This is a genomic window from Gilvibacter sediminis (assembly GCF_028561565.1).
Taxonomy (GTDB): Bacteria; Bacteroidota; Bacteroidia; order Flavobacteriales; family Flavobacteriaceae; genus Gilvibacter; species Gilvibacter sediminis.
Genome location: NZ_JAQQTE010000019.1, coordinates 84,618 through 105,896, shown reverse-complemented (window position 1 = coordinate 105,896; position 21,279 = coordinate 84,618). Strand labels below are relative to the sequence as shown.

Genomic DNA, 21,279 nt, shown 5'->3' with positions numbered 1-21,279 from the left:
GCTTAGAGTTTAAAGTATTCGATATAAGTGTTTAGGTCCTTGTCTCCTCGACCCGACAGATTCATAACCACAACGTCATCTGCCTTGAACTTGCGCTCTTCAAAAATGGCAAAGGCGTGCGAGGTTTCAATGGCTGGAATGATGCCTTCCAATTGACTTAAAAGCAATCCTGCTTCCATAGCGGCTTTGTCGGTGATGGAAATAAATTCAGCACGGCCACTTGCATAAAGATGTGCGTGCATTGGGCCAATTCCAGGATAGTCCAAGCCAGCAGAGATGGAATAAGGTTCGGTAATCTGACCGTCTTCGGTTTGCATGAGCAAAGTTTTACTGCCGTGGATGATGCCTGATTTGCCTAGCTGAGAGGTAGCAGCACTTTCTCCCGTGTTGACGCCTTTACCAGCTGCTTCAACAGCGATCAAGCCAACTTCTGGCGTATTGAGATATTCGTAATAAGCCCCAGCCGCGTTAGATCCGCCACCCACACAAGCAACCACATAATCAGGGTTTTCACGACCTTCCTTTTCTTCCAACTGCCATTTGATCTCCTGAGAGATGACGGCTTGGAAGCGGGCCACCATATCGGGATAGGGGTGTGGTCCTACCACACTACCAATGATGTAATGCGTGTCTACCGGATTGTTGATCCAATCTCTGATTGCTTCATTGGTCGCATCTTTAAGCGTTTTAGAACCTGATTCCGCAGGAACTACTTTAGCGCCCAACATCTTCATGCGCGCTACATTCGGAGCTTGACGTTTGATGTCTACAGCTCCCATATAAACAATACATTCCATACCCATAAGCGCACAAACCGTCGCGGTAGCTACTCCATGCTGCCCAGCACCAGTTTCTGCAATGATGCGTTTTTTACCCAAACGCTGGGCCATCAAGATCTGGCCTATGGTGTTATTTACTTTATGCGCTCCGGTATGGCAAAGGTCTTCGCGTTTTAAATAGACTTTGCAGCCGTAATGCTCTGAAAATCTTTTAGCAAAATAGAGTGGAGTAGGTCTGCCCACATAGTCTTTGAGTAAGGCGTGGAACTCCTCTTGAAATGAAGGGTCCGAAGCAATTTGAATATAATTCTGACGCAATTCCTCTACATTGGGGTAAAGCATCTCTGGGATAAAGGCACCGCCAAAATCTCCGTAATAACCGTGTACATCTACATTATAGTTCATAATTCATCAAGGTCTTTAATTCATCAATTTTTTTTAATCCCGGGGCCGATTCGAACTTGCTGTTCACATCAATGGCCATAATGGGTAACGAAGTGTTGAGCAGTTCTTTGACCGCTGGTAGCTCTTCCAAGCCAATTCCGCCACTGATCACAATGGGGAGCTCACTTCTGTAGGCATTTAATAATTTCCAATCAAAGGTCTTTCCGTTTCCGCCAGGAGCTTCACCTCGGGTGTCAAACAAAAAGGCATCCACAAGATCTTCAAAGGGTTTTAACTTTTTGAAATCGAATTTTTCTCCAACCGAGAAAACTTTCCAAAAGTCAATATCGGTATGGACCAACTCGCGCAATAGACTTATGTATTGCTGATCTTCCTTACCGTGAAGTTGGATGACATCGAAGTCATGAGCTTCAATTTGTTGCAGTACATATCCCTTGGGTGCATCCACAAAAACACCAACTTTTTTAATGCCTTCAGGAACTGCAACGGGCTCCGCGTTCATAAATCGGGGGGATTTCTCGTAAAAGATAAAACCAATATAATCGGGCTTTAATTCCGTAAGGGCCTGAATATTCTCCGCCTCGCGCATGCCGCACACTTTAATTTTCATCGTTGGCATCTTTTAAAGCGTTTACAAAATCTGCCGCTGCCGCACCTGGGTTGTCAGCGCGCATAAAGTGTTCGCCCATCAGAAATCCTTTAAAACCTGCTCCGCGAAGCATAGCTACCGTTTGTGGATCGCTGAGTCCGCTTTCAGAGATGGGGTAATAGTTTGCAGGGATCTGTTTTAGCAAATCCAAACTAGTTTGCACATCCACGGTAAAGGTTTTGAGATTGCGATTATTTACTCCGATCAAATCTACCTCAGGAATTAAATTTTCCTGCAGTTCTTGTTCGTTATGTACCTCCAAAAGCACTTCCATTCCTAAGGATTTGGTCTTTTTAGCCAACATTTGCAATCGGTCTGCTGGCAAACAAGCCGCGATGAGTAAAATCACATCAGCGCCGTGGGCTTTGGCTTCTGTGATCTGATACGGATCAATCACAAATTCCTTGCGTAATAGAGGCAGGGCGGTAGCCGCGCGTGCTTGACTCAGATCTTCCAAAGAACCACCAAAGAAAGGCCCGTTGGTCAATACTGACATTCCGCTAATTCCAGCAGTTTGATAACCCGAAGCCACATCACATACCTGCGCTTTAAAGTTTATAGAAGGCTTGCTGGGTGAGCGTCTTTTAAACTCGGCAATAATACCGGTATCACTACTTTCAAGAGCTTGTTTTATCGAAATACAAGGTCTGTTAAACAATGGAGCTGCTTCCCAATAACTTTCATGAAAACTCTGTTTTCTGCGGATAAGATCCTGCTGTTGTTGTTTTACAATACGTTCTAAAATGTCCATATTATGCGTTGGTTAGGGCTACCAATTGATTTAAATGATGTTCTGCTTTTCCACTTTTCAAGGTTTCCAGCGCTTTCTCAAAACCTTGCTGAGGTGTACATGCGGTTACCGTGGCAATCGCCATTCCGGCATTGGCCGCCACCACGTGATTCTGTGGGTCGGTTCCTTTTCCGGAAAGTACTGTTTTGAAGATCTGAGCAGCTTCCTCCACCGTATCTCCTCCGAAGATATCCTCCGCAGCAATACTAGAAACTCCAAAATCTGTTGGGTTAAGCTGTTGCTCAAAACGATTGCTGATCACTCGCGTAGGTCCTGTTAAAGAGATCTCATCATAACCATCTAAGGCGTGAAGTATGGTATAGTTCTTTCCAGATTGCTGATACAAATAGCCGTAAACGCGGGCTAATTCTAAATTGAAAACACCCACCAATTGGTTTTTAGGGAAAGCCGGATTCACCATAGGCCCGAGCATATTAAAGAAGGTCTTTACTCCTAAGGCGCGTCTAATTCCTCCCACATTTTTCATGGCCGGGTGAAACAGGGGTGCGTGTAAAACACAAATATTAGCCTCGTCCAAACAGCGCTTCAAAACATCCGTGTCATTGGTGAATTTAACGCCCATATGTTCCATGACGTTGCTGCTGCCGCTTACTGAAGATACCCCGTAGTTCCCGTGCTTGGTCACTTGAACTCCGGAAGCCGCTGTGACAAAGGATGCCAAAGTGGAGATATTAAAGGTGTTCTTCCCGTCTCCACCCGTTCCGCAGAGGTCAATGGTGTTGTAATCTTCTACGGGAACTGCGATACAGAGTTCCAGTAGGGCGTCACGAAAGCCTTGAAGTTCATCTACGGTGATGCTTCGCATCATGTAGACGGTTAAAAAGGCGGCGATCTGTGCTTCGTTATATTGTCCTGCGGAGATGTTGATCAAAATCTCTCGCGCTTCGTCTTTACTTAATATTTCCTGATTGATCAGGCGATTCAAAACAGCTTTCATAGCCTTAGTTGTTTTGGTTTAACCAATTTTTGATCATGCTTTTTCCATGCGGAGTTAGCACGGATTCTGGGTGGAATTGTACCCCACGTAGATCATACTCTTTATGTCTTAAAGCCATGATCTGTCCAGATTCGTCTACCGCGGTGATCTCTAGTGCGTCAGGAAAGTCTTCCCGAGCTACCACCCAAGAGTGATAACGCCCTACTTGGAAGTTCTCAGGCAAGCCTTCAAATAGTGGTTCATCATCGACTAAGCGTTCCACATGCGTACCTACGCCGTGAAATACTTGATCTAAATTGATCAGCGATCCTCCGAAGACCTCGCCAATGGCTTGTTGCCCTAGACACACCCCGAGCATAGATTTGGTAGGCGCATAGCGTTCCACCACTGCCTTAAGCAAGCCAGCTTCTTCTGGGATTCCAGGACCGGGTGATAAAACAATTTTGTCAAAGGCTTCTACATCATCTAAGACGAACTGATCGTTTCTCCAAACCGTAACGTCGTCAACGAACTCGCGGATATAGTGTACCAGATTGTACACAAAACTGTCGTAATTATCGATCACTAATATCTTCATCTTATAAATTTTCTGCGAGCTCCAAAGCCTTGTTGAGCGCTCCTAATTTGTTATACACTTCTTGCAATTCTTTCTCCGGATCACTGTCGGTCACAATTCCTGCACCGGCTTGATAATGCAGCTGGTGATTTTTACTCACAAAAGATCGAATGATGATCGCGTGATTGAAATTTCCTTTAAAATCCATAAACCCAATGGCGCCACCATAGAAACTGCGGTTGATGTTCTCGTATTTTTCCAAAAGTTGCATCGCCATATGTTTGGGAGCACCGCTTAGCGTCCCTGCTGGGAAGGTGTCAGCAACGATCTGCATGGTTGGAGTTTCCGGGTGTTTCACTCCAATTACTTTACTCACCAAATGAATCACATGAGAAAAGAACTGTACCTCTTTATAGGTAGCCACTTGAATATCTGTTCCGTGACGGCTCAAGTCGTTTCTAGCCAAATCCACAAGCATCACGTGTTCGCTGTTTTCCTTCTCGTCTGCAGCCAATTCTAAGGCTAGAGCAGCATCTTTTTCATCGTTTCCGGTACGTCTAAAGGTGCCTGCAATAGGGTGGATTTCTGTCATTCCATCCTTGACCACCAGTTGCGCCTCCGGAGAAGATCCAAAGATCTTGAAGTTTCCGTAGTCAAAATAGAACAGGTAAGGGGAAGGGTTCACACTTCTCAGGGCGCGATATACATTGAATTCGTCCCCAGTGAATTGTTGCGAATAGCGCTTTGAAGGCACAATCTGAAACACATCGCCACGATTGCAGTGTTTCTTACATTGGGTAACTAAGGCCTTGAATTCATCATCGGTACAATTCGTGGTAACAGCCCCATCTTTTTGAAAAGGGTATTTTTTATTGGTGGTGCTTCTGATGAGTTGTTCTAAGGTGTCCAGATTGTCCTCAGAATCATAACAATGCGCGAACAAATACGCCTGATTGTTAAAGTGATTGATTGCGATGATGTTCTGATATACTGCGTAATAGATATCCGGAATTTCTAAGTCGCCTTCCTTTTTGCTGATTTCGAGGTCTTCAAAGTACTGTACAGCATCATAAGCAATGAATCCAAAAAGGCCATGATTTATGAATTTGTAGTCCTCACTATCTACTTCAAAACGCGCAGCGAAATCTGCAATGACCTCAGGAACATCTACCTCTGACGTTATTTCTTGTTGAGATGTAGATCCGTCCGGAAATTCACAAGAAATAAAGCCATCAGCTACTTTTATACTTGCAATAGGATTGCAGCAGATGTAGCTAAAGCTATTGTCATTGGCGTGGTAGTCACTACTTTCCAGCAGCAGGCTATTGGGGAACCGATCCCGCAATTGTAAATAGATGGAAACCGGCGTCAAGGTATCTGCCAGCAACTGTCTACTGTGTGTTTTTAGATTAAATCTTTGCATGTCTTCCATAAAAAAAGACCTGTCGTGAGCGACAAGTCTTTGGTATTTTTAACGTATACAATCAGACGATCAGCTTCACGAGCTAGGGCTTAGAGCTGACCACCACCAGGTATATACGTTGATTTGCTTCATTTGATTCCAAAGATAAATAGTCTCGGTAAAAAAATCAAACTCATAACATAAAAAAATCCCGCCTTTTACAAGCGGGATTCTTCCGTGGGAATGGATCCTATTAAAAGGACAAATTTACCGTTAGGTCAAAATCATCATAGATGGTCTTGTCCCCAAGATTGTCAAAGAAGCTTCCAGAACCATAACGCACATCAAACTTAGAGCGGTCAATAGTTACATTGGCAGTCATGTCTGCACCATTCTTAGTGATGTCAAAAGTGATCGGGTTTGTTTTTCCCTTGATCGTTAGGTCTGCTGTTACCGTATAGGTGTTTCCGTTACGGGCAGCGCGCTTCACACTAAGCATTGCCTTTGGGAATGCTTCCACACCAAAGAAGTCGTCAGACTTTAAGTGTCCTTCTAGCTTTTCTTTTCCTTTTCCTGTTTTAAGGTCTGTTACATTAATACTGGTCATATCAATGACGAACTCTCCACCAACCATGGTTTCTCCGTCCATCATGAAGTAACCACTTTCCAGGTTGATAGTACCTTCGTGCTGACCGGTAACTTTCTTACCTACCCAGGTAATGCTACTGTCTTTTACCATTAGCTTCTCAACAGGATTGGTGTTGAATGCGCTAAAGGCGATGGCTAGCAACAACAAAGCTGCTGTTTTTACGTGATTTCTCATTAGAGTTGTTTTTAAAATTTATGAATGTATGTTATTTAAATAGGTATTCAATTGTTCCAGTTCGCCCGAATCTAGTTGATTGAGCATCTGCTGATTGTTCGCTTCAACGATAGGGTCCAAAACTTTGAGAAGTTCCAAGCCCTCGGTCGTTATAAAGAGCTCCACCTTTCTGCGGTTGGTAGCACAGACCTGTCTTTTGACCAAGTCTTTCTTCAATAGTTTATCAATAAGACGCGTGGTATTTGAATTCCGATCTACCATACGCTCAGTAACTGTGGATAAGTTAGCCGGGTTACCACCTTGTCCGCGTAATATGCGGAGTACGTTGTATTGTTGAATACTCAATTCATATCCTTTAAGGATACGATTTACAGATTCTTCAATGATACGCGCACGATACATTAAGTTGATCACCGTTTTGGTGTGCAACTGCATCGGTTTAGTGGTTTTTATAATAGATTCAATCTCCATAATTGTCTTAACAACTATTGTATATACAAATGTAATATGAAAAATTCATTTCAAAAGGGTTTTAACAGAATTTTAATGGAGGCTGAGGTGTTAAATCTTAGAACTAACTGTTAAATGATTTTCACTTGCCTTGGATAATGAATATTTTTAATGGCTTTAAAACCACAAATTTGAATCCATTCCATAAATATTTATTGAGCGCGAGCTTTATCCTTTTAACTCTACTAAGCTCCTGTAAAGACCAGAAGCAAGAGCAAGCTCCTGCAGAAGCGACACCGGTAGAAAAGGAGGTTGCGGCCGTAAATGACTCGAATACCAAAGTACCCGTTTATAAATTTGACGAGTTTGAGCCGCTACTCAACCAAGACGACGGTAATATTTATGTAGTGAACTTTTGGGCTACATGGTGTAAGCCGTGTATTAAGGAGTTGCCTTATTTTGAAACAATTAGGGAAAAGTATGCCGATCAAAACGTAAAAGTACTGTTGGTCAGTATTGACTTTCCCAAGCTGTTGGAAAAGCAAGTCATTCCATTTATAGAAAAGAATGAACTGAAATCTCCTGTGGTATTGCTTGACGATACAGGAGCCAACGAATGGATTCCAAAAGTGGATGAAAGCTGGTCTGGAGCAATTCCAGCCACCGTGATCTATAAAGGTGACCAGCGCAAATTTTTTGAGCAGTCGTTTACCTTAGAAGAACTTGAAAAAGAATTAAACACCTTTCTGTAAAATGAAAAAATTAAAGAATATCGCAGTTGTTGCAGTCTACGCATTAGTGGCGACCGTAGGACTGAGCAGTTTTACCAACACCGATGGATACGGCATTGGTGACCAAGTAAAAGATGTAAAACTTAAAAATGTGGACGGAAAGATGGTCTCTATGGCGGATTATAAGGATGCTAAGGGATTCATCGTGATCTTTACCTGCAATACCTGCCCCTATGCCGTTGCCAGTGAAGATCGCATTATTGCTTTAGATCAAGAATTCAAAGGACAGGGATATCCTGTGATTGCCATTAATCCGAATGATCCTGCGGTACAACCCGACGATACTTTTGAGCTTATGCAACAAAAAGCAAAGGACAAAGGCTTTACCTTTCCATACCTTTACGATGAAAGTAGCACGGTCTATGCTCAGTTTGGAGCTAAAAAGACCCCGCATGTTTACTTACTTCAAAAGGAGGGCGGCGCTATGGTGGTAAAGTACATCGGAGCAATTGATGATAGTGTTCGCGATGCTTCTGGAGTTACCAAGACTTATTTAGCTGATGCCGTGGACGCCTTGATCGCTGGAAAAGAAATCCCTGTAAAAGAGACCCGAGCTATTGGTTGTTCTGTTAAGGTATAAGCAGATTCAGCTTAAAACATCAAAAGTCGCTTGCAGCAGTAAGCGGCTTTTTTTTGTTTAGGCCTTTAGAGTGCCTCTAATTTTAAATTTTTGGCTTTATTCTTGAGGTTCAGCTGTTTGAAAATTATTGTTAATCCCCGTTAGCAGTTAGATTCGAAGGTTTTTTGTGGAATTTCTTGTGAAAATTATTCCGTATATCCTTAACTTTGAAATACTAAATGCTCTTAAACAAAGTTTATTAGTTATGACCGATCTTACAAGCGCGGCCTGGCAAGACCAAATTGCGCAAGACCCTGAAGCCGTGATCATCGATGTAAGAACCTCAGACGAGGTTGAAGAAGGCTATATCCCCAATGCCTTGCACATGGATATCTATCAGCCACAAGCCTTTATGGAGGCTGTGAATGCTTTGGACACTACTAAAAATTATTACGTCTACTGTCGCTCTGGCGGACGCAGTGCTCAAGCCTGTGCCGTACTGGCTTCTGTTGGGATCAACAATACCTATAATCTACTAGGTGGATTCTCTGAATGGGATGGTGACGTTACCAAATAACCGATCAATGAAACGCGCCTTTTTATTTTTAACTCTTGTTATCGCCTTAAGTTTTGTTCAGTCCTGTACGGAGACCAAAGCTGGTGAGATTGAACAGATCACGGTAGAACAAATGAGTGAAGCTCTTAAAGACAGTAGCATTCAACTCCTTGACGTTCGCACCGGAGAAGAATTCCTTACCGGACATTTGAAGAATTCCCACAACATTTGTGTGACCGATGATGATTTTGAAGAAAAAGCGGCAAGTTTAGATAGAGACAAGCCTGTTTATGTGTATTGTAAAAAAGGAGGGCGCAGTGCTCGTGCTGCGGAGATCCTAAAAGAAATGGGCTTTAAGAAGATTTATGATCTTAAAGGAGGTATTGTGCTCTGGGAGGAATCAGGACAGGATACCGAAAAGGAACAATCCTAAAAATTCTGGTTCTAAAGATCTGAAGCCGCTTCATTTGAAGCGGCTTTTTTTATCTTGCGCCCCATGCAGGCAGAAGCTCAATTTTACACCTTGGTCAATGCGCAGCAGACCAAACTTACGCTCACCAACTATGGAGCGGCCATTACAGACCTCCAACTACTTGATAAACGAGGTCAAAAACAGCATGTGGTAGCTGGCTTTAATAGCGCGGAGGATTATTTGGCTCCAACCACCAAGGCCTGGAACCTGTGCTTAGGTGCTACAGTCGGGCGTGTGGCCAATCGTATTTCTGGTGGAGGGTTTCATTTAGAAGGTCGATTTTATCCATTGCCTCAGAATAATGGTATGCATTTACATAGTGAGCATTGTGGTTTGCAACATCAGATCTGGACCCTAAAAGAGCAGTCAGACAGTAAAATTGTGTTTGCTATTGAGCAGGAGGCGGGAAGCTGCGGATACCCTGGCAGCATTCAGGTAACCGCAACCTATTCCCTCAACGATGACAATCAGGTTTCACTCATCTATGAAGCTACAACAGATGCTGCTACTGTACTTAATTTGTGTAATCACGCTTATTTTAATTTAGCCGGAGCTGGGAGTGTTTTGGACCACCGCTTGTTTATCCCTTCGCAGCGGTTTTTAGAAACTGATGTGCAGCTGGTTCCCACGGGAAGATTACTGGATACTAAAGAACACAATAAGGATTTTTCAACCGAGGCTTATGTGAGCGATCGAATTGGTTTGGGCTTGGACATGGCTTATGCGCTGCAGAAGGATCACCAACCTTTGCGATTGTTCTCAGAAAATACAGGAATTGAAATGCAGGTGATCAGTGACCAACTTGCGGTACAGGTATATACTCCACCAACCTTTGAAGGTTTGCCATTGCGCGGAAATAATGAAGCTAATTTTCCGGCTATTTGTTTAGAAATGCAAGGCTATCCAGATGCGCCAAACCGTCCGGAATTCCCATCAATAGTGGTGCAACCAAACGAGGTGTATCGCGCAGCGACCACCTATAGTTTTTCGGTAAGAAAGTAAAAGAGGAGTTTATAAACGCTCTTGCAGCTCAATCACGAGTCCAAGAATAAAGCACACTACGATAGTTCCAATTACGATGCCGCCTACGCCCATTTTTTTAGTTTTTTGAGTTGAGACAAAGATAGGGTTTTTAAGATTTATTTTTTAATTGATGATACTTTTTCCATCGATGATTACTGAAGGATTAATGTCCAGGGGATATTATGACTGAAGTACCTCCAAAAAGTCTTTTCATTTATATTCCTACTTTTTCCCATCGCGGCAACTGGTGAATTTTAGATGTCCTGTGGACATCTAAAATGAAGCATCGCAAGAAGGTTTTTGATGATACTTTTTCCATCGATGAAAAAGTATCCAAAAAATCTAGCGACGCTCGTTCCACTTTGAAAAATCTCAACACCCGCAGCCACAGATGCATTGGAAGCTCTTGGTGCTTCGCCCCAGATCGGCACAATGCATCTCAAGCCCGACAGCTGCTGTTGAATTTTTCTAAAGCCTCCCTCGAAGTCGCATTTTTCAGCGCTTCGCGGTGATTAGTAATTTATGGTCATCGAGTGGCGCTGCGTAGCAGTGTTGTATCGAGATGACATTTAATTTGGCTGGCCGCTTACGCGGGTGCCTCGCTCAAAGGTCTGCAAGACCTTTGGTTTATTTTAAACGTCGCTCGCCAATATCCTTTTTCCCATTGCCGCAAAAAGGACCAAAAAGGTCTAGCGACCCTAGCTCACCCTTGAAAACTACGCTGCCCTCAGCCACAGATGTTCGGAGTTCGTCCTCGACTTTGCCTCGGTACTATTCCTCACATCTCATGCCAACTGCTGCCAGCTTGTTTTGCTACGGACTCGCGAGGAGTCGCATTGTTTGCTGCTTTGCGGAGATTCGTATCCGAATTAATAAAACCTGGAGCCGGGGACTACCGCGCGTTAAAAAAATGTCCAGTGGACATTTTTAGCAAGGTATAGGCTTGCCGCGCAGGAAGTAATAGTCACAATTTATAAATCTGTCAATACATCTACTCAAAAAGAACAGGTCTTCGGGGTTCGAATCCCGAAGGCGTAACGCAAAAAGGCTACCGAGAGGTAGCCCTTTGAAGTGGAGCCGGAGGGATTCGAACCCTCGTCCAAACAGGCAATTCAAATGCTTTCTACATATTTAGTCTTTAATTGATTGTCGGCCTGGCCCCGGTCAAAGACTACCAAGAACAGGCTTAGCTTCAATTTGAGTTTCGCTGCTTTATCAAAGCCCTAAAGCGGCTAGGTTTACTTTTACGAACGCTCTATATCAAATGCCGCAAACCAAGGCCTTTGAGAGCGTTCCTGCTTGTCTACCTTGTAGACCGAGGCATTATCCTACTATAATTCAGATTATGCAGCTAGGGCGTAGTTATTCTCGCCGTTTAAAAAGTGTGAATCATGAGATTAACGAGCTGTGGTCCAGCGCTCGATATGCTTACATTTCAATTGGTCCCGCTGTCAAAACCAGTCGGCCCCTTGAGTTTTCAATGAACGGTTGTGGCGTTTCCCGCTTTCCGCGGGTCGGGCTTTCGGCAGTCGCTTTTTTGGATTCCCAAAAAGAGCTCCAACAAAGCCTCAATCCCTAACGCACAGGCTCGCAAAGATACACGAAATACTGTATCTTTGCTCGCCTTACTAATTGAACAAAAAGTATTCCAAATGCCAGTAAAATTCGCCATAATTAAAGAACGCAAGTCTCCACCAGACAAAAGAGTGGTTTTTTCACCTGAAAAGTGTCAGGAAGTCATGCAAAGCTTTCCAGAAGCGCAGTTAGTGGCAGAATCGAGCGACATTCGCATTTTTAAGGATGAAGCCTACTCCAAAGCTGGTGTGGCTGTGCAAGAGGACGTAAGTGAGGCTGATGTAATGTTGGGCGTAAAGGAGGTTCCGGTTGAGGCATTGATTCCCAATAAGAAGTACTTTTTCTTCTCACATACCATCAAAAAGCAACCCTACAATAGGAAGCTGCTCAAAGCCATTTTAGATAAGAAGATCGAGCTCTACGATCATGAGACCATTGTCAAGGCTAGCGGAGCAAGACTTATTGGTTTTGGGCGCTATGCGGGATTGGTAGGAGCCTATAACGGATTCCGTTTACTGGGAATTCGCGACGGCTTGTTTGAATTACCCAAGGTGGAAAACCTGGCAGATTTGAAAGAAGTAAAGGCAGAAATGGATAAGATCAGCTTGCCAAATATCCGTATCATCTTAAGCGGAACGGGTAAAGTTGCCAAAGGCGCCAAAGAGATCTTAGACCATTTGCAGATCCGTGAGGTCACAGACGCTGATTACTTGTCCAAATCTTATGATGAGCCTGTTTACTGCATGATAGACGTCACCGAATACAACAAGCGCACCGATGGCGCACCTATGGATAAATATGCGTTTTACGCGGATCCAACGGGTTATGAAAGTGATCTGATGAAGTACGCCAAGGTGAGTGATATGTTCATCACAGGACATTTCTACGGAGATGGAGCGCCGTTTTTGTTTACCCGTGAAGATGCGCGTCACCCAGATTTCAACATTAACTTGGTGAGTGATGTTTCTTGTGATATAGACGGTCCAATCGCCTCTACCATTCGTCCTTCAACTATAGCCGATCCTTTTTACGGATACGACCCGCAAACCGAATCAGAAGTTGACTTTAACGCTCCTGGCGCCATCGCTGTGATGGCCGTAGATAATTTGCCTTGTGAATTGCCTAAAGACGCTTCAGAAGGCTTTGGAGATATGTTTTTGGAACATGTGATCCCTGCCTTTTTCAACGGTGACAAAGACGGTGTTCTAGAACGTGCCCGTATGACCACTCAAGAAGGTACGCTGACTGAGCGTTTTGCGTACTTGCAAGATTATGTAGACGGGAAGGAGTAATCCTCGATTAAAAAAATAAGAAAAGCCCAATACTTAAGATAGCATTGGGCTTTTTTATTAGAGGTACTCAGGAGGTTTAATTTCCGTATAATTCTTTAGAAGCTTCTTCATATTTGTCTCCAGCAGTCCAAGTTGGGGTTACTGGGTCATTACCAATCAAGCGGCCTGCCATGACATAAGACTTGAAGAATTTTTCCATATAGTCGTAGTCAATAGAATCGGCCTCATCTCCTGGTCTGTGGTAGTACTTGGTCACGTCCCCGTTGAAGGCCGTGAAACCTAAACTAAAGGTCGGCGCAGGAATACCCGCACGCGCAAAGTTCACATTGTCTGAACGGTCAAACAAACCTTGTTCTGGAGCAGGATCGTCAACAGCGGTCAAACCAAATTGCTTACAGGCGTTTTTGATGTGTTCTGCGGCGGTGGTTCTAGGCAAACCGATGATCGTTGCCAAAGAAGTATCATTGTATCCGGCGTTGTCGCTATTAAAACAATAAACCATTTTGTCCAACGGAAGAATTGGGTTCTCTACATAGTATCGGCTCCCTAAAAGACCCATTTCCTCTCCAGTAAATAGAATGAAAAGCGCTGATCTTTTAGTAGGGTATTTGGCCAAATTCTCTGCCATGCTCAATACCGTGGTCACCCCAACAGCATTGTCTCTAGCTCCGTTGTAGATGGTATCTCCAGAAGCGTCCGGAGTTCCAATTCCCACGTGGTCATAGTGACCAGAATATATGATGAACTCGTCTTTTAGTTTTGGATCTGAGCCTTCTACCCAGCCTACAACATTGTAGCTGTCCAGCTTTTCACCTTCTTTTTTGGTCATAGTCAGTTGTCCTTTTACCATAGCATTGGCTTGCATGCTATTGGCAATAGTAAAACCTGTGTCTTTAACCCAAACAAAAGGAATACTGTCTGCACTATCATCGCCTGCCATGGCAACGCGGGGTTCGTTGAATTGATGATCAATGAATCCCCAGATCTGATCTCCGGCGTCTAAAAGTTCAACAACTCCAATTGCGCCTTGGCTCGTGGCAATCTCGATCTTATCCTTCATGAGGCCAAAGGCGGCTTGAGCTGTTGATGCATCTGGACTACCTGCTTTTACCACCACAACTTTTCCTTTGACATCGACGTTGGCGTAGTCGGCTTTGAGTCCGTGACCTACATAGACCATTTCTCCCGTAAAATCAACATTTCCTTGGGCCATGGCTACGACCTCATTTAAGGACTGACCATTGAGCATGGTAGTCAGGGTTGCAGGTGGATATTTGCGCTCCATAGGCATAGCTTGAAAATAACTTCCTGTGGCAGGATCGGGCATAACACCGTAGCTTCTCAGTTGCGTAGCCAAATAGGTAGCTGCTATTTTGAGTTCTGGAGTTCCGGTTTGACGTCCTTTTAAAAGGTCATCGGCTAAGAAATAAATATGTCCTTCAATGGCAGATCGACTTACCGTCTCTTCAACCATTTGGACGTCAGATTGCGCCAGAGAGGCCAATCCGCTAAAAATAAAAGCAATACAGAATAGTGTTTTTTGCATGATGAATGTTTTGATTTAGTCCTCTAAAAATAGTCAATTCATCGGGATGGAACGAACTCTATGTACCTATTGAGAGGAATTATCATTTCTTTAAGTATGTTTTGTTTAATAAATACTAACTTTGTTTAAACAAAAATTTGAAATGAAGACATTCTTAGTTATCGGAGGTACTAGTGGAATCGGGGCAGCCCTTGTAAAAATGCTCAGTGAGCAAGGCAATAAGGTGATTGCTACCTATAACACGACCACTCCAGAGTCCATCAATAATGTAGAGTTTCATCAATTGGATGTAACTGATGAGCAGGCTAGTTTACCGGAACTACCTGAGGCTATTGATGGTCTGGCCTATTGTCCGGGAGCCATTAACCTCTTGCCCTTTAAGCGACTCAAGAAAACCAATATTCAAGCGGATTTTGATCTACAAGTTGGAGGAGCGGTTCGCGCCATTCAACACGCTTTGGAACCGCTGAAGAATGGGAATGGTTCAGTCGTGATGTTTTCAACAGTGGCTGTTCAGTCCGGTTTTAATTTCCACACTCAAGTGTCCATGTCTAAAGGAGCTATTGAGGGCTTAACGCGTGCTTTGGCCGCAGAACTAGCTCCAACAGTGCGTGTGAATGCCATTGCACCGTCTATTACGGATACGCCTTTGGCCTCTCGTTTGCTTAATTCCGATGAGAAAAAGGCAGCCAATGCTAAGAGACATCCGCTGCAAAAAATTGGCGAACCAGAGGACATTGCCAATGCTGCTTCATTTTTACTCAACGATTCTTCCAGCTGGATCACTGGTCAAGTGCTTCAGGTAGATGGCGGAATCTCCACCTTAAAAGTTTAAACCATGTTCGGACTATTCAAAAAGAAATCAGAATTGGAAAAGCTCAGTGAAGCTTATGCCAAAGCCATGGCCGATGCGCAGCGCCTATCGACCTCAAACAGAAAGGCTAGCGATGAAATGTATGCCAAGGCAGAAGAGATCAACAAAAAGATTGATGCCATACAGAATGCCAGCTAATGGGCTTTTACCAATTTAAACGCAGTCAAAAGATACCGGCTTCTATTGACGAGGTCTGGGATTTTATTTCCTCACCAGCCAATCTGCAGGAGATCACCCCAGACCATATGGGCTTTGAGATCACCTCAGGGGAACTTCCTGAGAAGATGTACCCAGGAATGATCATCAGTTATATCGTGAAGCCTTTGATGGGGATTCCCATGACGTGGGTGACGGAGATCACGCAGGTCAATGACAAGTCCTACTTTATTGATGAGCAGCGTGTAGGACCCTATAAGATCTGGCATCATCAGCATTTTATTGAGCCCATTGAAGGTGGAGTTTTGATGAGCGATATTGTTTCGTATCAGCCACCTTTAGGTGTTTTGGGTTCGATTATGAACAGTCTGGTGATCCGTAAAAAGTTGGAGGAGATCTTCGATTACCGAGTAGAAGCTGTCAATAAACGTTTTGGAACATTCAAATGAGTTTAGACGAAAGAGCAATAGATCGAATCATTGAAATGGCCTGGGAGGACAGAACTCCCTTTGAAGCTATAGAAGCGCAGTTTGGACTTCCAGAAAAGGAGGTGATCAAACTCATGCGCCGCGAACTCAAACGCTCCAGCTTTAACCGTTGGCGCAAGCGTGTCAACAGTGGCGTAAGTCAAAAACACCTCAAAAAACGCAATCCAGAAATAGACCGATTCAAATGCAGCCGACAACGACAAATAACAGGAAACAAGATCAGCAAGCGCTAGATTTCCCAACAGATTTTGATGCTATTCAGAAGCGTGTGGAGGCCATTCGCCCAAAACGCTATGCCAAAACTCGCAATTTCATCAATGGAGATGTGACCTATCTGTCACCCTATATTTCTCGTGGGGTGATATCTACCAAGTTCGTTTTAGACTTTTTAAAGTCCGAAGGGTATAAGAAATACGAGATCGAGAAGTTTGTTCAAGAGTTGGCGTGGAGAGATTATTGGCAAACCCTTTGGAAAGATCAAGGTGATGCGATCAATCAAGATTTCAAACGCGCACAACCCGATGTAAAGCACTATCAAATGGTTTTGGCCGTTGATAAAGCCGAGACTGGAATAGAAGCAATTGACCGTGCCATTGCGCAGATGTACGATACGGGTTATATGCACAATCACATTCGCATGTATACTGCAGCCATAGCTTGCAATCAAGGGGGAGCCCATTGGAAGCAGCCAGCCCGTTGGATGTATTATCATCTGTTGGATGGTGATTGGGCGAGCAACGCTTTAAGTTGGCAGTGGGTTGCTGGCAGCAATGCTGGAAAAAAATACATCGCCAATCAGGACAACGTAAACAAATACACCTTTAGCAAACAAAAGGGAACTTTTCTGGATGTTACTTATGAGGCTCTTGCGGAGCTCGATGTTCCTGAGGAACTTTCGGAAAATAGTGATTGGAATCAAGAAACTCCTTTACCAGAGCCTACTGCTTTGCAGATTGATGAATCCTTGCCTACCGCAGTTTACAATTACTACAATTTAGATCCGCATTGGTTGGATGATCAGGATATGAACCGCATCATGCTTTGGGAACCGGAAGTATTTGATCGGTACCCCGTGGGTCAAAAAGCAATCGATTTTGCTGTGGCTTTAAGCAAGAACATTCCGAATATTCAGCACTATGTGGGCAGTTTCAAAGCTCTTGAGGCCGAGCTGAGTAGCTCTAAGATCCACTTTAAAGAACATCCATTAAATACGGACTATCGCGGCACCGAGCACGCACGTGATTGGATGACCAGCGTACAAGGAACCCACCGCTCTTTCTTTGCTTTTTGGAAAAAAGCGGAAAAAGAGTTGCGCTTTTGAGTAGAACCCCAATCAATATTGTTTGGTTAAAACGGGACCTGCGCTCGCAGGATCACGAACCGCTAGCCGCCGCGGAAGCAGCGGGTTTGCCGTATATAATTCTCTATCTCTTTGAGCCGACTTTATTGAAGCATCCGGAATGGAGCTTGAGGCACAATCAGTTTGTGTTAGGTTCTTTGGAAGATTTGAGAAAAACATTTGCCAAGCAGCAAAGAGCACTTTCTATTTGTTATGCGGATGCCGTCCTTGTATTGAGTGAGCTCTTGGAACCTTATGAGATCAAGCAGCTTTTTAGTTATCGAGAGAGCGGCGTGCAACTCACCTGGGATCGTGATAAAGAAGTGGCTCAGCTGTGCATTGATCACAATATTGAGTGGCAGGAGTTTCAGCGAGAGGGTGTTTTGCGAGGTATTCAAAACAGAGATGGTTGGGACAAGCAGTGGTATGTCAAGATGCATTCGCCCTTGACGCATAATACCTATGATCCGAACCTTTCAGTAGACTGGCAGCATGAATTTTCCATTCCGGAAACTTTAGCGCAAGTTTGGTCAGCGTATCCCAGCGAATATCAGGCTCCCGGAGAATCCATGGGATGGAAGTATTTGAAGAGTTTTTGTGAGGAGCGCGGGCGCAATTATATGCGACAGATCTCCAAACCTTTAGGCAGTCGTTATAGCTGTGGAAGAATTTCTCCTTATTTGGCCTGGGGTTGTCTTTCTGTAAAACAGGTTTTTCAGTTTGTAAAGAATCATCCCAATGCGCCCAATCACAAAAGAGCGTTCAATGGTTTTTTAACCCGAGTGAAATGGCGTTCGCATTTTATTCAGAAGTTTGAAGTGGAATGTGAGTACGAGATCCTTTGTATTAACCGTGGCTATGAGCATATGGATTGGCAGCGCAATGAGGCCTTTATAAAAGCTTGGAAGACTGGGCAAACTGGCTACCCCATGGTTGATGCCAATATGCGATGTTTGCAGGCTACGGGTTGGATCAACTTTAGGATGCGCGCCATGCTGGTATCCTTTTTCTGCCATCATTTGGGGCAAGATTGGCGCGATGGGGTCTATCATTTGGCTCAGCTGTTTTTAGACTATGAGCCTGGGATCCACTATCCGCAGTTTCAAATGCAGGCAGGGACTACTGGAGTGAATACCATCCGCATGTATAACCCTGTTAAGCAAGGTTTGGATCACGATCCCGAGGGAGAATTCGTTAAACAATGGGTGCCGGAATTGCGAGATCTCCCAGTAACACATATTCACCAACCCTGGACCTTAACTCCCATGGAGCAACAATTCATGAATTTTGAATTGGGCGTGGATTACCCGCATCCTTTGGTGGATTTGGAAGCCTCTGGAAAGGCTGCTCGAGAACGTATCTACGGGCACAGAAAACATCCGCAGGTACAAAAAGAAAAACAACGAATTTTAAAAACACATACCCGACGCAGCAAATGAAAACACAATACACCCATAACGATATTGCAGAAATGGATCGCATTAAGCGTTTGCATTTGATCAATTCCATCACGGGCGTAAAGCCTGCGAATCTCATTGGTACCGTGAGCAAAGATGGCCATGAAAATCTGGCGATCTTTAGTTCTGTAGTGCATTTAGGAAGCAATCCACCTTTTTTAGGTTTTGTACTGCGCCCACATTTTGAGTTTAGACGAGATACCTATAACAATCTTGAGCAGAGCGGCTATTACACCATCAATCATGTTCCGGCTGCTCATACAGAGCAAGCGCATTATACCTCTGCTAAGTTTGATGAAGGGGAGAGCGAGTTTGAGCGCTGCGGATTCACGCCAGAATATCTCGGAGATTTTCCGGCGCCTTTTGTAAAGGAGGCTCCAGTAAAGATCGGTCTAAAAAAGGTCAATGAGATTGCTATTCCTCAAAACGGGACCTTGTTTGTCATTGGCCAAATAGAACTTATTGAAGTTCCTGATTGGGTAGATGAAGCGAACGGGAAGTTGAATCTAGAAAAGTTGGAAATAGCGGGTATTTCTGGCTTGAACACCTATTACAAAATGACTGAGGTGGGTGATTATCCCTATGCCCGAGTAGAAGACCTGCCCAATTTTAAAGAGAACCAATAAATGCGAAAACCACTGCCTACAAAGATCTGCCTTACCTGCGGTCGCCCTTTCACTTGGAGAAAAAAATGGGAGCGAGACTGGGAGCAGGTAAAGTATTGCAGTAAGCGTTGCAGCGGTAATAAAAACAAGAATTCATGAGTGCAGTAAGTTTAGTTTTTCCCCATCAATTGTTTGAACAGCACCCAGCTTTGGCTGAGGGTCGTGATGTAGTTTTGGTGGAGTCACCCTTGCTGTTCACTTATCAAAACTTTCACAAACAGAAGTTGGTTTATCACCGTGCCAGCATGAAAACCTATGCTGAATTTTTGAATGACGAAGGCTTTAACGTTACTTATGTGGAATTCCATGAAGATCACGCCCCCTTAAAAAAGCTCATTGCTCAGTTAAAAGAGCAGGGGTATACCGAACTTCATTTGGCAGATCCGGTGGATTTCTATTTGGATAAATGGTTGAATGAGGCTGTAGATGCTGCAGCACTTGAATTGCAGGTTTATGATTCTCCTATGTTCTTGAACAGCAGAGAAGACCTTTCCGGATTTTTTAGGAAGGATAAGAAGAAGTTTCATCAAACTACATTTTATAAGGATCAACGAAAGTCTCGTGATATCTTGATCACCGGAAAAGACCAACCCCAAGGCGGCAAATGGACCTATGATGTTGACAATCGAAAAAAATATCCCAAGGGCAAAACGCCACCGCCTATTCAATTTCCAGATCCAACGGATGCCTATAAAGAAGCCTTGGACTATGTGGAGAAGCACTTTGCGGATAATTATGGAACGGTCAGCGATTCGCCTTTGTATGCCACGGATTTCCAAACGGCAAAGGATTGGTTTGAACAGTTTTTAGAGCAGCGTTTCGCAGGCTTTGGACCTTATGAGGACGCTATTGTAAAAGAGGAGATCTATCTGCATCATTCCATTTTGACTCCTATGATGAATGTCGGTCTGTTAACTCCGCAGTACGTATTGGATCGTAGTCTGAGTTTCGCTGAGGAAAACGGTATTGAGATCCAGAGTTTAGAAGGTTTTGTTAGACAGATCATGGGTTGGCGCGAGTTTATCCGCGGGATGTATGTGGCTAAAGGTGTGCCGATGCGTACCGAGAACTTCTGGGACTTTGACCGAAAGATCCCAAACGCCTTTTACACGGGAGAAACCGGAATTCCGCCTATTGATGACACCATCAAGAAGGTGCTAAAAACTGGTTATTGTCACCACATAGAACGCCTGATGGTCTTAGGTAATTTTATGTTGCTCTGTGAATTTGACCCTAAGGAGGTCTACAAATGGTTTATGGAATTATTTATTGACGCCTATGATTGGGTTATGGTGCCTAATGTTTATGGGATGAGTCAATTTGCTGACGGCGGCTTTTTTGCTACCAAGCCCTACATAAGCAGCAGCAATTATATTCTAAAAATGAGCAATTATTCCAAAGGCGATTGGCAAGAAACTTGGGATGCACTCTTCTGGCATTTTATGGACAAGCAACGCGACTTTTTTAGTTCAAACCCGCGCTTGGCGATGCTTTTAGGCACCTTTGATAAATGGGATGCAGACAAGCGCAGTGGATTGATCAGTCGGGCTCAGGAGTACTTTGAAACCTTAGAAAAAGCTTAGATTACGGCCCGACCTTACCAAAAAATAGGAAAAACCCTGTATCAAAAAGGGGGAAATTCCTTTTGTGCTCCCCCTGAGAAATCGTCAACTT

Annotated in this window: 24 protein-coding genes and 1 other RNA gene; 15 read left to right on the top strand and 10 right to left on the bottom strand. The window is 43.9% G+C overall.

All coding sequences use genetic code 11. The annotated features are described in order from the left end of the window. Nucleotides 1-2: 2 nt before the first annotated feature. The 8 genes from trpB to POW22_RS10785 form a co-directional block, all read right to left on the bottom strand. Nucleotides 3-1,184, bottom strand: a complete 1,182-nt coding sequence (gene trpB, locus POW22_RS10820) for a tryptophan synthase subunit beta (RefSeq protein ID WP_272832685.1) — start codon at nt 1,182-1,184, stop codon at nt 3-5. Beyond that, complete coding sequence (locus tag POW22_RS10815) at nt 1,174-1,794, bottom strand: phosphoribosylanthranilate isomerase (RefSeq protein ID WP_272832684.1); 621 nt, start codon at nt 1,792-1,794, stop codon at nt 1,174-1,176. Before POW22_RS10815 ends, trpB begins: the two co-directional genes overlap by 11 nt. Then, a complete protein-coding gene (trpC, locus tag POW22_RS10810; RefSeq protein ID WP_272832683.1) occupies nt 1,784-2,584 on the bottom strand; it encodes an indole-3-glycerol phosphate synthase TrpC in 801 nt (266 codons plus the stop codon). Before trpC ends, POW22_RS10815 begins: the two co-directional genes overlap by 11 nt. Before the next feature lies 1 nt (nt 2,585). After that, nucleotides 2,586-3,581, bottom strand: coding sequence for an anthranilate phosphoribosyltransferase (gene trpD / locus POW22_RS10805; RefSeq protein WP_272832681.1), 996 nt, complete (start codon nt 3,579-3,581; stop codon nt 2,586-2,588). 4 nt (nt 3,582-3,585) lie between these two features. Then, nucleotides 3,586-4,158 (bottom strand): anthranilate synthase component II, encoded by a 573-nt coding sequence (locus tag POW22_RS10800; RefSeq protein ID WP_272832680.1) that lies wholly within the window; start codon nt 4,156-4,158, stop codon nt 3,586-3,588. Nucleotide 4,159: 1 nt separating this feature from the next. Beyond that, nucleotides 4,160-5,560: an anthranilate synthase component I family protein gene (locus POW22_RS10795; RefSeq protein ID WP_272832679.1), complete on the bottom strand. Its 1,401-nt coding sequence runs from the start codon at nt 5,558-5,560 to the stop codon at nt 4,160-4,162. Nucleotides 5,561-5,792: 232 nt separating this feature from the next. Beyond that, nucleotides 5,793-6,362, bottom strand: coding sequence for a YceI family protein (locus POW22_RS10790; protein WP_272832678.1), 570 nt, complete (start codon nt 6,360-6,362; stop codon nt 5,793-5,795). A gap of 18 nt (nt 6,363-6,380) precedes the next feature. Beyond that, a complete protein-coding gene (locus POW22_RS10785) occupies nt 6,381-6,833 on the bottom strand; it encodes a MarR family winged helix-turn-helix transcriptional regulator (protein WP_272832677.1) in 453 nt (150 codons plus the stop codon). Nucleotides 6,834-7,003: 170 nt separating this feature from the next. Between POW22_RS10785 and POW22_RS10780 the strand changes: the two genes are divergently transcribed. The 5 genes from POW22_RS10780 (at nt 7,004) to POW22_RS10760 (ending at nt 10,192) form a co-directional block, all read left to right on the top strand. Then, the gene (locus tag POW22_RS10780) at nt 7,004-7,564 is read left to right on the top strand and encodes a TlpA disulfide reductase family protein (RefSeq protein WP_272832676.1); all 561 of its coding nucleotides are present in this window, start codon (nt 7,004-7,006) and stop codon (nt 7,562-7,564) included. A gap of 1 nt (nt 7,565) precedes the next feature. Then, complete coding sequence (locus POW22_RS10775; protein WP_272832675.1) at nt 7,566-8,183, top strand: thioredoxin family protein; 618 nt, start codon at nt 7,566-7,568, stop codon at nt 8,181-8,183. 244 nt (nt 8,184-8,427) lie between these two features. Next, the gene (locus tag POW22_RS10770; RefSeq protein WP_272832674.1) at nt 8,428-8,739 is read left to right on the top strand and encodes a rhodanese-like domain-containing protein; all 312 of its coding nucleotides are present in this window, start codon (nt 8,428-8,430) and stop codon (nt 8,737-8,739) included. A 7-nt stretch (nt 8,740-8,746) separates the two neighbouring features. Continuing rightward, nucleotides 8,747-9,151 (top strand): rhodanese-like domain-containing protein, encoded by a 405-nt coding sequence (locus POW22_RS10765; RefSeq protein ID WP_272832673.1) that lies wholly within the window; start codon nt 8,747-8,749, stop codon nt 9,149-9,151. Between the two features lie 63 nt (nt 9,152-9,214). Continuing rightward, entirely contained in the window at nt 9,215-10,192 is a 978-nt protein-coding gene (locus POW22_RS10760; protein ID WP_272832672.1) for an aldose epimerase family protein, read from the top strand. Between the two features lie 1,090 nt (nt 10,193-11,282). Here the strand turns inward: POW22_RS10760 and ssrA are convergent. Then, nucleotides 11,283-11,682: a transfer-messenger RNA gene (gene ssrA / locus POW22_RS10755) on the bottom strand. A gap of 183 nt (nt 11,683-11,865) precedes the next feature. On the opposite strand from ssrA, the gene POW22_RS10750 reads away from it, so the two are divergent. Next, nucleotides 11,866-13,080, top strand: a complete 1,215-nt coding sequence (locus POW22_RS10750; protein WP_272832671.1) for an NAD(P)-dependent oxidoreductase — start codon at nt 11,866-11,868, stop codon at nt 13,078-13,080. 76 nt (nt 13,081-13,156) lie between these two features. Here the strand turns inward: POW22_RS10750 and POW22_RS10745 are convergent, their stop codons facing one another. Further along, nucleotides 13,157-14,626, bottom strand: a complete 1,470-nt coding sequence (locus POW22_RS10745) for a M28 family peptidase (RefSeq protein ID WP_272832670.1) — start codon at nt 14,624-14,626, stop codon at nt 13,157-13,159. Between the two features lie 142 nt (nt 14,627-14,768). On the opposite strand from POW22_RS10745, the gene POW22_RS10740 reads away from it, so the two are divergent. The 9 genes from POW22_RS10740 to POW22_RS10700 are packed head-to-tail and all read left to right on the top strand — an operon-like array spanning nt 14,769 to nt 21,188. Next, nucleotides 14,769-15,461 (top strand): SDR family NAD(P)-dependent oxidoreductase, encoded by a 693-nt coding sequence (locus POW22_RS10740; protein WP_272832669.1) that lies wholly within the window; start codon nt 14,769-14,771, stop codon nt 15,459-15,461. Between the two features lie 3 nt (nt 15,462-15,464). After that, nucleotides 15,465-15,638: a Lacal_2735 family protein gene (locus POW22_RS10735; protein ID WP_272832668.1), complete on the top strand. Its 174-nt coding sequence runs from the start codon at nt 15,465-15,467 to the stop codon at nt 15,636-15,638. Further along, entirely contained in the window at nt 15,638-16,105 is a 468-nt protein-coding gene (locus tag POW22_RS10730; RefSeq protein ID WP_272832667.1) for an SRPBCC family protein, read from the top strand. The genes POW22_RS10735 and POW22_RS10730 overlap by 1 nt, the downstream gene beginning before the upstream one ends. Next, nucleotides 16,102-16,377 carry a TIGR03643 family protein gene (locus POW22_RS10725; RefSeq protein ID WP_272832665.1) on the top strand — a complete coding sequence of 92 codons (276 nt, stop codon included), beginning with the start codon at nt 16,102-16,104 and terminating at the stop codon, nt 16,375-16,377. The genes POW22_RS10730 and POW22_RS10725 overlap by 4 nt, the downstream gene beginning before the upstream one ends. Next, complete coding sequence (locus tag POW22_RS10720; protein WP_272832664.1) at nt 16,329-17,465, top strand: FAD-binding domain-containing protein; 1,137 nt, start codon at nt 16,329-16,331, stop codon at nt 17,463-17,465. The genes POW22_RS10725 and POW22_RS10720 overlap by 49 nt, the downstream gene beginning before the upstream one ends. Continuing rightward, complete coding sequence (locus POW22_RS10715) at nt 17,462-18,922, top strand: cryptochrome/deoxyribodipyrimidine photo-lyase family protein (protein ID WP_272832663.1); 1,461 nt, start codon at nt 17,462-17,464, stop codon at nt 18,920-18,922. Before POW22_RS10720 ends, POW22_RS10715 begins: the two co-directional genes overlap by 4 nt. Next, nucleotides 18,919-19,566: a flavin reductase family protein gene (locus tag POW22_RS10710; RefSeq protein ID WP_272832662.1), complete on the top strand. Its 648-nt coding sequence runs from the start codon at nt 18,919-18,921 to the stop codon at nt 19,564-19,566. The genes POW22_RS10715 and POW22_RS10710 overlap by 4 nt, the downstream gene beginning before the upstream one ends. Further along, nucleotides 19,567-19,704, top strand: coding sequence for a DUF2256 domain-containing protein (locus POW22_RS10705; protein WP_272832661.1), 138 nt, complete (start codon nt 19,567-19,569; stop codon nt 19,702-19,704). Beyond that, nucleotides 19,701-21,188, top strand: coding sequence for a cryptochrome/photolyase family protein (locus tag POW22_RS10700; protein ID WP_272832660.1), 1,488 nt, complete (start codon nt 19,701-19,703; stop codon nt 21,186-21,188). Before POW22_RS10705 ends, POW22_RS10700 begins: the two co-directional genes overlap by 4 nt. Nucleotides 21,189-21,279: the final 91 nt, after the last annotated feature.